We start from the raw sequence: 13948 nt of genomic DNA on the forward strand, positions 1-13948 counted from the left end.
GAATAATCAGCGGTTTTTTTGTGTTTATTCAGCGGTTCAGCAGCCGTTTTTCTTCATCCCGCAGCCAGCGGGAGAATGTCCCGGCAACGGCGATAAACTGGATAATCCCGGTATCCGGCTCTTCGGTCTGTCCCAGCAGGAAGGTGATCGCGTGGCGTTTTTCCGGGTACAGTGCAATCGCTTTTCCGGCCATCTGCGGTAACGGCAGCGGGTACGTGCAGGTTTCATAATCATTCCACACCAGTGCGGTGGCACGCAGCAGACGCCGTGCGGTTTCCCGTTTTATCCGCCGGATTTCAGCCAGCGGCGGGCTTTTCTGTAACTGCATCAGGTTGGTGCGGACCAGCACCGGAAAGTCGCCGTTAATGCCGTGTATAATCTCACGGTTAAGTGTCACAACGGGCAGTTTCAGTGTCAGGTCATCACCCCAGACCGGCAGGCAAAAATGTGCCAGCCAGTAAGCCCAGACCGGCTGCTCTTCCGCAGAGGTCACTTCTGACAGCAGACCGGTATCAAACCCGATTTTTGACACACTGCTGTGACGCGCAGTCAGTGCTTTGTCCAGACTGCGGAGAATGGTTTTTTCCGCCGCACTGAGCGACCGGTGCAGCACCAGGGTCAGATCCAGATCAGAGCGGCCCGGGACAGCGCGGCCTTCCGCCACACTGCCATAGACATAGATGCTGTGCAGCACACCCGGCAGCGCCGTATACAGGGACTGTACGGCATCCTGTATGACAGCCTGAAATTCCGGCTGAAAAGTGTATTTATCTGTTTTCATTATCATCAACTCATTGCGACCCGGACGCCAAAGCCAATCAGGACGACGCCAAGGACTTTATCGATATACTTCTGAATTTTCGCCAATCCGCGGCGTACCGGATCACTCTGAATCAGCAGTACCAGTGATGGCCAGTAAACCACCGCCAGTCCCATTACAATAGCAGCATACCAGAGTTTTTCACCAAATCCGGAGTTGATATCCAGTACCTGGGTAAAAATAGCAAGGAAAAAGAGTGTGGCTTTCGGGTTCAGCAGGTTACAGAGAAATCCCTGCATAAAGGCTTTTTTAAAGGAGATACGCTGATGTGAGCCATCCCCGGTATCAAGGGTATGGCCGGCACGTGCCAGCAGGCTGTTGATCCCGATCCAGATAAGGTAAGCCGCGCCGGCATATTTGAGGATCATAAACAGCCACGGTGTGGTGGTGATGATCACCGCCAGCCCGGCCACGCAGTAGGTCATGTGAATAGCGATCGCGGACAGCACACCCAGTGCGGTCATCATGGCGGCGGCACGCTGGTAACGGGCTGCGTTTTTCACAATCAGAAAGAAATCCGGGCCCGGGGAGATCATACCGAGCGCAGCGATAGTGGTGACCATCAGAGTGGCATCATACATATGGTATATCCTTGCTGAAAAAGACCTGAATGCAGAGTAAAAGTATGACCCACCTTCAAGTGTGAAGACAAATAAATTATTTGTATTGATGAAACACTGAATTCTGTCGACGGCATTGAGTAGTTTACGTATAGTGACGGCAAAATTTCTCTCAGCCCTAAGGTGAAATGAATGAACATTAGCTTGATCGCTGCTTTAGCTATGGATCGGGTTATTGGCATGGAAAATGCGATGCCATGGACACTGCCGGAAGATCTGGCATGGTTTAAACGTAATACGGTAAATAAACCGGTGATCATGGGTCGCGTGACTTATGAATCTATCGGTCGTCCTCTGCCGGATCGCCTCAATATCGTGCTCAGCCGTACGCCGGGCAACGATGATCGCGTGGTCTGGGCTAAGTCTGTGGAAGAAGCACTGGCGATTGCACAGAAAGAAACAGACGGTGAGATCATGGTGATGGGCGGCGGTAAAGTCTACGGACAGTTCCTGCCGCTGGCGGATCGTTTATATCTGACGCACGTTGATGCTGAAGTCAGCGGGGATACTTACTTCCCGGACTATGAGCCGGATGAGTGGGACTCCACCTTTATGGAATATCATGATGCGGATGAAGCAAACTCGCACGGTTTCTGCTTTGAAATCTTAGAGCGCCGTAAGAGCTGATTAATCAGTTGATTCGTATTATTTCATAAATAATGTTAATACAAAAAAGCAGAGCCACCGGCTCTGCTTTTTCTTGTCTGTTGCCGGTGACTGCTCAGTCCTCATCCTCATCCCGCACCGCAAAAGATTCCTGCCAGAAATAGCAGCGATCTTCCCAGCGCAGCATGGTAAGCTGTCCGCCCCAGCAGCAGCCGGTATCCAGCGCATAAATACCGCGCGGCGTACCTTTGCCTTCCAGTGATGCCCAGTGACCAAAAGCCACGCTGTAACCTTCCGGCAGTTTTGACGGCAGGGCAAACCAGGGTTTCAGCGGTGCGGAAACCTGATCCGGTTTATCTTTGCAGACCATATCCAGTTGTCCGCCCGGGAAGCAGTAACGCATCCGGGTCAGGGCATTGGTGGAAAAGCGCAGACGTGCCAGGCCGGTCAGAGACGGGGACCAGTCATTCGGCAGGTCACCATACATAGCATTAATAAACAACGGATAGGTATCGCTGCTGAGAACCGCTTCCACTTCACGGGCACATATAATGGCGGTATCCAGATCCCACTGCGGGGTGATCCCGGCGTGTGCCATAATCAGCTTTTTCTCATGATCAACCTGCAGCATCGGCTGGCGGCGCAGCCAGTTGATCAGCTCATCCAGATCCGGTGCGCTGAGCAGTTTGTTCAGATGGTCGCGTGGTTTGTTACGGCTGATCCCCGCGTAGATCCCCAGCAGGTGAAGATCATGATTACCGAGTACCAGCCTGACGCAGTCACCCAGGCTTTTGACATAACGAAGGACATCAAGTGAATCCGGGCCGCGGGCGACCAGATCACCGGTCAGCCACAGGGTGTCAGCCTGCGGATCAAAATCAGCCTGAGCCAGTAATGCGCGAAGTTCACGGTAACAGCCGTGAACATCGCCGATAAGATAGGTTGCCATAGAGAATCAGTGAATAAAGGTTGGTATTGCGAGCCGGAAAACAGGGATCTCACTGATGAAATCCGCACCCTCGTGATCCACCATAGTGTAGTAACCTTCCATGGTGCCCAGCGGTGTTTCCAGAACTGTGCCGCTGGTATAACGATACTCTTCACCGGGCCGGATCACCGGCTGTTCACCGATGACACCTTCCCCCTGAACCTCGGTCTGGCGGCCTTCACTGTTGGTGATACGCCAGTAGCGGCTGATAAGCTGCACAGGATCACGACCCAGGTTACGGATAGAAACGGTATAGGCGAAAACATAGCGTTCCGCATCCGGTTCAGACTGACTTTCGATATAAACACTCTGAACCTGAATACAAATTCTCGGGTCGTTATTCATGATGAATCCCCTATGAGGCGGGATGTTCCGCCAGGTAATTGGCCATCAGACAGTATTGCGCAACACTGATATTTTCTGCACGGGTCGCCGGATCAATACCCAGTTCAGTCAGGGTTTCCGGACTGAACAGATCACCTAAGCTGTTGCGGATCGTTTTGCGGCGCTGGTTAAAGGCCTGCGTGGTCACCCGGCTGAGCAGCGCGACATCTTTCAGCACATACGGATTTTCGCGGTGCGGGATCAGGCGGACAACCGCTGAATCCACTTTCGGTGCCGGGCGGAATGCCGTCGGCGGCACATCCAGAACCGGTACGACCTGGCAGTAATACTGCGCCATAACACTCAGACGACCGTAGGTTTTGCTGCCCGGACCGGCAACCAGACGGTTAACCACTTCTTTTTGCAGCATAAAGTTCATATCACTGATTGCGTTAGTGAAGGTGAACAGATGGAACATCAGCGGCGTGGAGATATTGTACGGCAGGTTACCGAACACCCGCAGCGGCTGACCGCGCTCCTGTGCCAGCGCCGTGAAATCGACGGTCATGGCATCCTGCTGAATAATGGTCAGTTTGCTTTGTAAAAACGGATGGCTGGCCAGACGGGCAGCCAGATCACGGTCGATTTCAATGACCGTCATTTTGTCCATGCGATCGGCGACCGGCTCAGTCAGTGCAGCCAGTCCCGGCCCGATTTCGACAATCGCCTGACCGGGTTGCGGGTTAATCGACGCGACAATGCTGTCGATAATAAATTGATCGGTTAAGAAGTTCTGCCCGAAACGTTTACGGGCAAAATGCCCCTGATGGACTCGTGTATTCATTGACTGTTTTTAATCATTGTAATCGCTAAATTTAATGCGGTGATAAAACTACCCGCATCTGCTTTGCCGGTACCTGCCAGTTCCAGGGCTGTGCCGTGGTCAACAGAGGTCCGGATAAACGGCAGTCCCAGCGTGATATTCACGGCACGGCCGAATCCCTGATATTTTAGCACAGGAAGGCCCTGATCGTGATACATGGCGAGCACCGCATCCGCGCGTTCCAGGTATTTCGGCTGGAACAGGGTGTCTGCCGGGAGCGGACCTTCCAGGGAAATCCCCTGCGCCCGCAGTTCATTGAGTGCCGGGATAATGGTATCGATCTCTTCATGCCCCATATGGCCGCCTTCCCCCGCATGCGGGTTCAGACCACAAACGATGATATGGGGCTGCGCGATACCGAATTTGGTGCGCAGGTCATGATTGAGGATAGTGATCACTTCATGCAGGCAGGTGCGGTCAACGGCTGCCGGAACCTGTAAAATCGGCAGATGTGTGGTCGCCAGCGCCACCCGCATTTCTTCGGTCGCCAGCATCATCACCACACGCTTGCAGTGACTGCGGTCGGCGAAAAATTCGGTATGACCGATAAACGGGATCCCGGCATCGTTAATGATGCCTTTATGTACCGGGCCTGTAATCAAAGCACCAAACTCACCCTGTAAACAGCCGTCACAGGCGCGTGCCAGTGTTTCGGTCACATAGGCGGCATTTGCCACGTTAAGCTCACCGGCGACAGCCGGCGCTTTCAGTTCAACAGGCAGAATCGTCAGTGTGCCCGCGCGCTGCGGCTGACAGGCGGTATCCGGTGAATAAGGTTCAAGGGTGAGCGGCAGTGACAGCGCGTGTGCGCGTTGCTGCATCAGTTGCGGGTCGGCACAAACCACCAGTTTTACCGGCCAGTCGCGCTGTGCCAGCGCGACTGTCAGGTCAGGACCAACCCCGGTAGGTTCACCGGGGGTAATAACGACAGGTTTCAGCTTATTTGTTACTGCCATCTAAAATTTCCACGTAAGCGCCGGCGCGCTGTTCCTGCATCCAGCTCTGTAATTCTTCACTGAATTTACGGTTAAACAGCATACGGTAAGCGCGATCTTTCTGAGCCGCTTCGGTCTTATCCACGTTGCGGGTATCTTCAAGCTGGATCAGGTGCCAGCCGAAAGAGGAACGGACAGGCTGACTCAGTTCGCCTTTTTTCAGTTTCATCAGTGCGTCACGGAAAGCCGGGTCGTAGATATCAGGCATTGACCAGCCTAACTCACCACCGCGCAGGGCAGAGCCCGGGTCTTCTGAGAATTGTTTTGCCGCAGCATCAAACGTGGTTTTACCGCTTTTCACATCAGCGGCAATCTGCTGCAGTTTGCTGCGGGCCTGGTCATCGGTCATTACCGGTGACGGTTTGATCAGAATATGACGGGCTTTTACTTCTGTCACTGAAATTGGCTGACTGTTTCCGCGGACGTCATTCACGCGCAGAATATGGAAGCCGACACCGGAACGTACCGGCCCGACAATTTCTCCGCTTTTGGCGGACTGAAGACGCTCGGCAAACAGACCCGGCAGCTCCTGTAAACGGCTCCAGCCCATATTACCGCCTTTCAGTGCCTGCGGATCCGCAGAATAGGTGATCGCCAGTTTACCGAAATCGGCACCGTGCTGAAGTTCATTCATAATGGTGGTGACTTTTTCTTTCGCTGCATTCATCTGTTCTTCTGTCGGGTTTTCCGGCAGCGGGATCAGGATATGGCTGATGTTCAGTTCCGTATCCGCAGCGTTTTGTGTGCTGATAAGGTTTGCCAGAGACTCCACTTCCTGCGGCAGGATCACCACACGACGACGGACTTCGTTATTACGGACTTCCGCCATCATCATTTCTTTGCGGATATCGCTGCGGTATTTGTCATAGCTCATCCCGTCACGTTTCAGACGATCTTTCATCTGGGCAAGGGTCATGTTGTTCTGACGGGCGATATCTTCGATAGCGCCATCAACGGCCTGGTCAGGGATAGTGATCTGCATCTGTCCGGCCATCTGCATCACGATATTGTCCATGATAAGACGTTCAAGAATCTGCTGACGTAATGTTGCCTGATCCGGAATCTGCTGACCGGCATTGCGGGCATTCATGGCGACAGTCTGAAGCATATTATTGACATCACTCTCCAGAACCACACCGTTATTCACCACTGCCGCGACTTTGTCCAGTTGCTGCGGTGCTGCGAATGAGGCTGTGCTTGCCGTGAACATCAGGCCGAGAATGAGTGTTCTCCAGTTTTTCATAAGTATCCCATCATGTTTCGTATCGCCGTACCGCCGGTACGGCATGTGAAAATTGTGTCAGCTCAGGCGGTTAAAATGCCGGAACATACGGCAGAATACCACGCTCAAGCATTTTCTGGCTGCCCAGACTGTAATTGCTGCTCATGCCGCGTAATTCGATATTAAACGTCCATTTATTGTCGTATTCACTGGCATCATTTTTCCAGCCGATAATCTTACGCTCATAGCCAACGTTTGCCGCCCAGCAGCAGGTATTGTATTGCAGACCAACCAGCTGGCTGGCCGGCTGGCTCTCTTTGGTGTCATAGTAATACTGACCGACAAAGGCCCACTGCTCGGCAACCGGCCAGCTGGCCACGATACCGACCTGAGAGATACCTTGCTGGTTTGGCGGTGAAACGTATTTTTCACCATACCGGGTATGCTGACGCATCGCCTGAATATAGTCCCGGTCCACATAGCGGTAGTTCAGCTGAATCAGACGTTCGGCATCCTGACGGTATTCCAGAGTGGCGTTGGACATAGCAACACTGCCCAGGCGGCGGTCATACTGAATACCGCCTTTCAGGCCCCAGTTGTCGTTATAACGCCACATGGAATCACCCGCCCAGACCATCGAACCGGTTTCATCTTTCTCGTCCACAACGGTAGTTTTACCGGTACGCGGACGTTCAAAGTAGTAGATTTGACCCACAGAAACGTTAAATCGTTCAACTAATTCATCATCATAAATCCGGCTGGTCACCCCGGTGGTCACCTGGTTAGCGGATGCAATACGATCCAGACCACTGTACATACGGTCACGGAACAGGCCGCTGTAGCTGGACTGCATCAGCGTGGAGTCGAAGTTGTTGATATTGTCCTGGTCTTTATACGGGACATACAGGTACTGTGCGCGCGGTTCTAATGTCTGGGTAAAACTGTCATTAAAGAACATCGGCCGTTCGAAGGTCATCCTCGCGTCAGCTTTAAACTGCGGCAGCACCCGGGTAACATTTTTTTCCAGCGCGGCGTTCTTCGTTGTATCAGGAATATCCTGATCATAATGGGTAGCCATTAGCTTGGCTTCGGTATTGAAGCTGGCCCAGCCATTTGACAGCGGCATACTGAGCGTTGGCTCTGCATGCAGACGGATGGCATCCGGATTATTTCTGCCCACGCTGGTAAAACGGGCAGCCTGGCCATAGGCCCGGAAATCAAACACGCCGAGGTCATTTTTATAATAGTTGAGATCCAGCTGCGGCTCAGCGCGGTAGGATGTCGCATTATCATTGTTGGTCAGGATCTGGAACTGTTTAGAGGTTACAGTGGCGTTCCAGTTTGATTTTCGGATACCCACAGCCAGTTTCTGCGTGGCATAGCCATCCGTGGAGTTACCGTAAGCCGAGGTAAAATCAGAAAAATAGCGTGAGTCACTGACTTTGGTGTAGTCAGAAGAGAACCACCAGTCCTGTGCAAACGATCCGCTGTGACCCCAGTAGAATAACCAGCGGTCGTTGGATTCCCGTTTTGCCCATTCCGCATTACCGGCGGCTTCTTTGTCTTTTTTGTACTGCGAGTCATCCAGCAGGAAGTCAAAGGCCAGTGTGCCTCTGCCGAACTGTGTCAGATAACGGAATTCATTATCCATTTTCAGGCCGCGTTTACTGAAATAGTGCGGCGTGATAGTGGCATCATAATTCGGGGCGATATTCCAGTAATACGGCAGGGTAAATTCCAGGCCGGAGGATTTGGAATAGCTGCCGTTCGGGATCAGGAAACCGGAGCGGCGTTTATCACCGATCGGTAACTGGAGATACGGGCTGTAGAAGATCGGGACATTGGCGACACGGAAACGGGCGTTCCAGATTTCCGCAACCTGCTCATCCTGGTCAATAATGACTTCTGAGCCTTTGACGCTCCAGCTGTCATTACCCGGCAGACAGGAGGTGAATACCCCGTTCTCAAGGATGGTATAACGGTTTTCGCCGCGAAGCTTCATTTTGTCGGCATCACCGCGGCCCTGGCGACCGACCATCTGGTAATCGCCTTTCTCAACATCGGCATCATTGTTGTTGAGATTCAGCCACGCTTTCGGCCCTTTCAGACGGATTTGCGGATCAGAATAGCGGACATCACCGGTTGCTGTCGCAATACGGACAGGATTGGTCTCTTCACCGCTCTGAGTGACTTCCACTTCATCCGCTTTCAGGTTCTGGTTACCTGAACGGATATCCACACCACCGTCATATTTTACCGCGTGCGGATATTCGCCTGACATACCTTGTGCGGTGATATTGACCGGAAAATCACCGGGTTTTCCGTCAACAACCGGCTCGTCATACACCGGAACACCCAGCATACACTGCTCGGCAAGTGTGGCGGCTTGTGCAGCCTGACTGTATAGCGCTGTCCAGATAATGGTGGCCAGCAGGGTTGGATAACTCTTCTTCATAAGTATGTCTGCAATTCCGTCCTCGGTAGCACATTGCCCGAACGCCAGGAGCCTAATTTACACGAAAAAAAAGCGTGCGTGAAACAGGTTCACGTATCCAAATGGCGTTAGGCATCGTACAGAATGGGTAGTATGATAATGCAAAATTGCGCCAAGGGCATTGTTGAATTGAGGAGTATATGCACTATTTGGGAAAAATCATCGGAATTTTATTAGGCATGGCATCCGGAGCCGGTTTTTGGGGTATTTTTCTCGGCTTTCTTATTGGTCATGCGATTGATAAAGTCCGCAGTCAGCAATTGGGTGGCTCATTCAGCAACAATCAGTCCAGACAGGCACTTTTTTTCAGCACGACCTTTCAGATTCTGGGGCATCTGACCAAATCAAAAGGCCGGGTAACGGAATCAGATATTTATCTGGCCACCGCGCTGATGGATCGCATGCAGTTACACGGCAGTGCGCGGACACAGGCTCAGAACGCGTTCCGTGAAGGTAAAGCCGCCGGTTTCCCGCTGCGGGATGCCCTGCGTCAGTTACGCAGAGCCTGTTACGGGCGGGCGGATTTGCTGCGTATGTTTCTGGAAATTCAGATCCAGGCGGCGTTCGGTGACGGAGAGCTGCATCCGAACGAGCGCCAGGTGCTCCTGGTGATCGCCGAAGAACTGGGGATCCCGCGTCATCAGTTTGAAAATGTACTGGCAATGATGCAGGCGCAAATGCACGGCGGGGCACAGAGCGGTAACTGGCAGCAGCAGTCTCAGCAGGGGTACTACCGCGACCAGAGTGCTGATCTTGCCGCGGCTTACCGGGTGCTGGGTGTGAAAGAAAGTGACGACAGTACTGCCATCAAACGCGCCTACCGCAAGCTGATGAGTGAACATCATCCGGATAAACTGGTGGCGAAAGGGTTACCGCCGGAAATGATGGAACTGGCAAAAGAGAAAGCGCAATCAATCCAGGCAGCATATGATCTCATTAAAAAAGAGAAAGGCTTTAAATAATCCCGTTTAATACCGTTTTGAAGGTGTAAAACGTGTTGCCGGGAAAGTGCAGGGCGGATCATATTCTTTTCATATCATTGCTATAAAATATAAATGCAGTTGAAAAATTACGTAAATATTTTATTAAATATGTTAAGGATATGATCCATGGCCAATACCCGTGTTCTTATCGGAGTAGCGGGATTAGCACTTTGCCTGATTCTTGCCTCAATGAATTCGGTGACCGTGTTAATCCACTAAAAATCTGATTTACAAGTAAAATGCATCGGCTCACCGTTTGCCGGATGTGTGACAGACAGCGCCTCTGCATGAAGCTGCAGCCGGGGCGCTGCGGCTCTTGCTTCATCATGTGCATAAAAACGATCACCTAAAATCGGGTGTCCCAGTGCCAGCATATGCACCCGCAACTGATGTGAGCGTCCGGTAACCGGGAACAGCCTTACCCGCGTGGCATTTTCCTCATATTCCAGCACCTCATAACCTGTCTGAGCCGGTTTGCCGGTTTCAAAACACACTTTCTGTTTCGGCCGGTTCGGCCAGTCACAAATCAGCGGTAAATCCACCATGCCGGTTTCCGGCTCCAGCCGTCCCCAGATACGGGCAATATAGGTTTTTTTCGGTTCCCGTTCGCGGAACTGCCGTTTAAGTTCCCGCTCGGCAGCTTTGGTCAGCGCAACCACAATAATACCGCTGGTCGCCATATCCAGACGATGAACAGATTCTGCGGCAGGATAATCCCGCTGAATGCGTGTCATCACACTGTCTTTATGTTCGGGCGCACGGCCGGGAACGGAAAGCAGTCCGCTTGGTTTATTCACCACAATGATGCTTTCATCCTGCCAGAGGATATTCAGCCAGGGATCGGTAGGCGGGTTATAGGGTTCCATTAGCATGGGATCACCAAATCAGAGACCCGGCAGAGATTTTCTGCCGGGATACAGGTTACTGATGCGAAACGACAATCAGCCGGATAGCATCCAGGCGCCAGTTGGCATCATCCAGATGTGACAGGATTTGCTGACGTTCTTCTTCAATAGCGTCAAGTTCATCATCACGGATATTCGGGTTAACCGATTTCAGTGCCAGCAGGCGGTCGTGCTCCAGAGTAAGGTGCTGAGCCGCCATTGCTTTCGCAGCGGTAATCAGTTCACGGGCCTGACCGGCGACAACGTCTTCGGACAGACGCAGCACCTGATGCACTTCATTTTGCACCGCATTGACAAACTTGCTGCCGGTATGACGGTTCACGGCATTCAGCTGGCGGTTAAAGCTTTCAAACTCCACCTGAGACGCCAGATTATTGCCTTTCACATCCATCAGCAGGCGCACCGGTGTCGGCGGCAGGAAGCGGGTCAGCTGCAGATTTTTCGGCGCCTGGGCTTCCACCACATAAATCAGCTCGGTCAGCAGTGTGCCGACCGGCAGGGCTTTGTTCTTCAGTACGGAGACCGCGCAGCTGCCGGTATCACCGGACAGGATCAGATCCAGACCGTTGCGGATAATCGGGTGTTCCCAGCTGATAAACTGGGTGTCCTCGCGGGACAGCGCCTGCTCACGTTTAAAGGTGATGGTACAGCCATCCTCCGGCAGACCCGGAAAATCCGGCACCAGCATATGGTCAGACGGGGTCAGGGCGATCATGTTGTCGCTGCGGTCATCCTGATTGATACCGACAATATCGAACAGATTCAGGGCAAAGGTGACCAGTTCGGTATCTTCATCCTGACCTGCAATTTCAGCAGCCAGCTCATTACCGGCTTCGCCGCCGTTGGAATGCATTTCCAGCAGGCGGTCACGGCCTTGTTCCAGCTGTTGTTTCAGGACATCATGGGTCTTCCGGCATTCGGCGATAAACTCATCAAAACCACTGAGATCCGCCGGATTCGCCATCAGGTTAATCAGTCTGTCGTAATAGCGGTCATAGATGGTGCGGCCGGTCGGACAGGTATATTCAAAGGCTTCCAGACCTTCGTGGAACCAGCGCAGCAGTACCGCCTGTGCGGTATTTTCCAGATACGGGATGCTTATCTGAATATCACGTTTCTGACCGATACGGTCGAGACGCCCGATACGCTGCTCCAGCAGATCCGGGTTGAACGGCAGATCGAACATCACCAGCTGATTGGCAAACTGGAAGTTACGGCCTTCTGATCCGATTTCGGAACAGAGCAGCACCTGTGCGCCTTCCTCTTCGGAAGCAAAGTAGGCCGCCGCCCGGTCGCGTTCCAGCAGGGACATATTTTCATGAAAAACCGCCGCGTGGATACCTTCGCGCTCGCGCAGAACCTGTTCCAGCTGCAGAGCGGTTGCGGCCTGGGCGCAGATCACCAGCACTTTTTCATTGCGGTTTGCCAGCAGGAAGCCGAGCAGCCATTCAACACGCGGGTCGAAGTTCCACCAGGTGGCGTTTTCGCCTTCAAATTCCTGATAAATCTGCTCCGGATAGAGCATCTCACGGGCTTTGATTTCGGTGGTTTTTTTACTGCCCATGATCCCGGCGACTTTAATCGCGGTCTGATACTGTGCCGGCAGCGGCATTTTAATCGCTTTCAGTTCGCGGCGCGGGAAGCCTTTCACGCCGTTACGGGTGTTACGGAACAGCAGGCGGCTGGTACCGTGTCTGTCCATCAGCATGCTGATAAGCTCACGGCGGGCATTCTCGCCGTCTTCGCTGTCGGTATTGGCGGCTTTCAGCAGCGGCTCAATATCCTGTTCGGCGATCAGATCATGAATGGCATTCTGCTGATCTTTGGTCAGCGGTGCGCGGTCGAGCAGCAGGGTAACAGCATCAGCAACCGGCTGATATTTCTGCTGTTCGGCAACAAAAGTTTCAAAATCATGGAAACGGTTCGGATCCAGCAGGCGCAGGCGCGCAAAATGGCTCTCCATACCCAGCTGTTCCGGGGTGGCGGTCAGCAGCAGGACTGACGGGATGCTCTCTGCCAGGGTTTCAATCACCTGGTATTCACGGCTTGGCGCGTCTTCACTCCAGACCAGATGGTGTGCTTCATCCACCACCAGCATATCCCAGCCGGCTTCCGCCAGGTGTTCAAAACGCGGCTTGCTCTTGCGGACAAAATCCAGCGAGCATAATACCAGCTGTTCAGTATCAAACGGGTTGTCACTCTCGTGCTGTGCCTCGGTGTAACGGCTGTCATCGAACAGGGAAAAACGCAGATTGAAGCGGCGCAGCATTTCCACCAGCCATTGATACTGAAGGCTTTCCGGCACAATAACCAGCACACGCTCGGCGCGTCCGGCCATTAACTGCTGGTGGATAATCATCCCGGCTTCGATGGTTTTCCCCAGACCGACTTCGTCCGCCAGCAAAACACGCGGCGCGTGGCGTTTGCCGACTTCATTGGCGATAAACAGCTGATGCGGGATCAGACTGGCGCGGATGCCGCGCAGGCCGCTGGTGGCACGGCGGTATTCTTCACTCAGGAATTTGCGGGCGCGGTAGCGCAGCGCAAAGCGATCCATGCGGTCAATCTGACCGGCAAACAGGCGATCCTGAGGTTTATTAAACGTCAGTTTGCTGTCGAGAAACACTTCGCGCAGGCGGACATTATCTTCACCGGTATCGGTGCGTTGCCCGATATAGGTTAACAATCCGTCGCTCTCTTCAACGGCGGTCACACTGAGCTGCCAGCCTTCGTGACTGGTAACGGTATCCCCTTCGTTGAACATCACACGGGTGATAGGGGCATCGGCTGCGGCATAGAGACGGTTTTCACCGGTAGCAGGGAAAAGAAGGGTGATCATCCGGGCGTCGACAGATACAACTGTACCTAATCCCAGCTCGCTTTCAGTATCGCTTATCCAGCGTTGACCAAGAGTAAACGGCATATTTTTGGCTCGATTCTGTTATTCAGGGCTAATTAGACAAATGCTGTGGACATCATTACCGGTGATACAAAAACGGTATTGTATTCACCGGGAAAAAACACCGTCAGTCAGAACGACAGCATCAGCTGCGTCACTCTGTGCCGGTGATAAAAGCAGTAAAGGGGCGCTATGTTAATCCATAAGAT

Annotated in this window: 12 protein-coding genes; 2 read left to right on the top strand and 10 right to left on the bottom strand. The window is 52.8% G+C overall.

Going from position 1 to position 13948, the window contains the following annotated elements; genetic code table 11:
* Positions 1 to 28: 28 nt before the first annotated feature.
* Together N7387_RS11235 and N7387_RS11240 are read right to left on the bottom strand one after the other, a co-directional pair.
* Positions 29 to 781, bottom strand: a complete 753-nt coding sequence (locus tag N7387_RS11235) for a nucleotidyltransferase domain-containing protein (RefSeq protein ID WP_262858975.1) — start codon at positions 779 to 781, stop codon at positions 29 to 31.
* Between the two features lie 5 nt (positions 782 to 786).
* Complete coding sequence (locus tag N7387_RS11240; RefSeq protein WP_025153793.1) at positions 787 to 1401, bottom strand: LysE family transporter; 615 nt, start codon at positions 1399 to 1401, stop codon at positions 787 to 789.
* A 171-nt stretch (positions 1402 to 1572) separates the two neighbouring features.
* Between N7387_RS11240 and folA the strand changes: the two genes are divergently transcribed.
* Positions 1573 to 2067, top strand: coding sequence for a type 3 dihydrofolate reductase (gene folA, locus N7387_RS11245; RefSeq protein WP_015422448.1), 495 nt, complete (start codon positions 1573 to 1575; stop codon positions 2065 to 2067).
* A 94-nt stretch (positions 2068 to 2161) separates the two neighbouring features.
* On the opposite strand, the gene apaH is transcribed toward folA, so the two are convergent.
* The 6 genes from apaH to lptD all read right to left on the bottom strand — a co-directional run bounded on the left by apaH (position 2162) and on the right by lptD (position 8913).
* Complete coding sequence (apaH, locus tag N7387_RS11250; RefSeq protein WP_262858974.1) at positions 2162 to 2995, bottom strand: bis(5'-nucleosyl)-tetraphosphatase (symmetrical) ApaH; 834 nt, start codon at positions 2993 to 2995, stop codon at positions 2162 to 2164.
* 6 nt (positions 2996 to 3001) lie between these two features.
* Positions 3002 to 3379, bottom strand: a complete 378-nt coding sequence (apaG, locus tag N7387_RS11255; RefSeq protein WP_004237169.1) for a Co2+/Mg2+ efflux protein ApaG — start codon at positions 3377 to 3379, stop codon at positions 3002 to 3004.
* Positions 3380 to 3389: 10 nt separating this feature from the next.
* Complete coding sequence (rsmA, locus tag N7387_RS11260; protein ID WP_004237170.1) at positions 3390 to 4202, bottom strand: 16S rRNA (adenine(1518)-N(6)/adenine(1519)-N(6))-dimethyltransferase RsmA; 813 nt, start codon at positions 4200 to 4202, stop codon at positions 3390 to 3392.
* Positions 4199 to 5197 (bottom strand): 4-hydroxythreonine-4-phosphate dehydrogenase PdxA, encoded by a 999-nt coding sequence (gene pdxA, locus N7387_RS11265; protein WP_279798976.1) that lies wholly within the window; start codon positions 5195 to 5197, stop codon positions 4199 to 4201. The genes rsmA and pdxA overlap by 4 nt, the downstream gene beginning before the upstream one ends.
* Positions 5181 to 6479 (bottom strand): peptidylprolyl isomerase SurA, encoded by a 1299-nt coding sequence (gene surA, locus N7387_RS11270; protein ID WP_025153790.1) that lies wholly within the window; start codon positions 6477 to 6479, stop codon positions 5181 to 5183. Before surA ends, pdxA begins: the two co-directional genes overlap by 17 nt.
* Before the next feature lie 70 nt (positions 6480 to 6549).
* The gene (gene lptD, locus N7387_RS11275; protein WP_279798978.1) at positions 6550 to 8913 is read right to left on the bottom strand and encodes an LPS assembly protein LptD; all 2364 of its coding nucleotides are present in this window, start codon (positions 8911 to 8913) and stop codon (positions 6550 to 6552) included.
* A 179-nt stretch (positions 8914 to 9092) separates the two neighbouring features.
* On the opposite strand from lptD, the gene djlA reads away from it, so the two are divergent.
* Positions 9093 to 9914, top strand: coding sequence for a co-chaperone DjlA (djlA, locus tag N7387_RS11280; RefSeq protein ID WP_262858970.1), 822 nt, complete (start codon positions 9093 to 9095; stop codon positions 9912 to 9914).
* A gap of 236 nt (positions 9915 to 10150) precedes the next feature.
* Here djlA and rluA read toward each other — a convergent pair whose 3' ends face one another.
* Both rluA and rapA read right to left on the bottom strand, forming a co-directional pair.
* Positions 10151 to 10801 carry a bifunctional tRNA pseudouridine(32) synthase/23S rRNA pseudouridine(746) synthase RluA gene (rluA, locus tag N7387_RS11285; protein ID WP_279799071.1) on the bottom strand — a complete coding sequence of 217 codons (651 nt, stop codon included), beginning with the start codon at positions 10799 to 10801 and terminating at the stop codon, positions 10151 to 10153.
* Between the two features lie 55 nt (positions 10802 to 10856).
* A complete protein-coding gene (rapA, locus tag N7387_RS11290; protein WP_279798980.1) occupies positions 10857 to 13763 on the bottom strand; it encodes an RNA polymerase-associated protein RapA in 2907 nt (968 codons plus the stop codon).
* Between the last annotated feature and the right edge of the window lie 185 nt (positions 13764 to 13948).

The sequence above is a fragment of the Morganella sp. GD04133 genome (assembly GCF_029835375.1).
GTDB lineage: Bacteria > Pseudomonadota > Gammaproteobacteria > Enterobacterales > Enterobacteriaceae > Morganella > Morganella morganii_B.

What these genes read in the sequence shown, in the direction of transcription:
- djlA (WP_262858970.1), top strand. Translation starts at nt 9,093, where the DNA reads ATGCACTATTTGGGAAAAATCATCGGAATTTTATTAGGCATGGCATCC.
- N7387_RS11235 (WP_262858975.1), bottom strand. Translation starts at nt 781, where the DNA reads ATGAAAACAGATAAATACACTTTTCAGCCGGAATTTCAGGCTGTCATA.
- N7387_RS11240 (WP_025153793.1), bottom strand. Translation starts at nt 1,401, where the DNA reads ATGTATGATGCCACTCTGATGGTCACCACTATCGCTGCGCTCGGTATG.
- apaH (WP_262858974.1), bottom strand. Translation starts at nt 2,995, where the DNA reads ATGGCAACCTATCTTATCGGCGATGTTCACGGCTGTTACCGTGAACTT.
- lptD (WP_279798978.1), bottom strand. Translation starts at nt 8,913, where the DNA reads ATGAAGAAGAGTTATCCAACCCTGCTGGCCACCATTATCTGGACAGCG.
- surA (WP_025153790.1), bottom strand. Translation starts at nt 6,479, where the DNA reads ATGAAAAACTGGAGAACACTCATTCTCGGCCTGATGTTCACGGCAAGC.
- rsmA (WP_004237170.1), bottom strand. Translation starts at nt 4,202, where the DNA reads ATGAATACACGAGTCCATCAGGGGCATTTTGCCCGTAAACGTTTCGGG.
- folA (WP_015422448.1), top strand. Translation starts at nt 1,573, where the DNA reads ATGAACATTAGCTTGATCGCTGCTTTAGCTATGGATCGGGTTATTGGC.
- rapA (WP_279798980.1), bottom strand. Translation starts at nt 13,763, where the DNA reads ATGCCGTTTACTCTTGGTCAACGCTGGATAAGCGATACTGAAAGCGAG.
- rluA (WP_279799071.1), bottom strand. Translation starts at nt 10,801, where the DNA reads ATGGAACCCTATAACCCGCCTACCGATCCCTGGCTGAATATCCTCTGG.
- pdxA (WP_279798976.1), bottom strand. Translation starts at nt 5,197, where the DNA reads ATGGCAGTAACAAATAAGCTGAAACCTGTCGTTATTACCCCCGGTGAA.
- apaG (WP_004237169.1), bottom strand. Translation starts at nt 3,379, where the DNA reads ATGAATAACGACCCGAGAATTTGTATTCAGGTTCAGAGTGTTTATATC.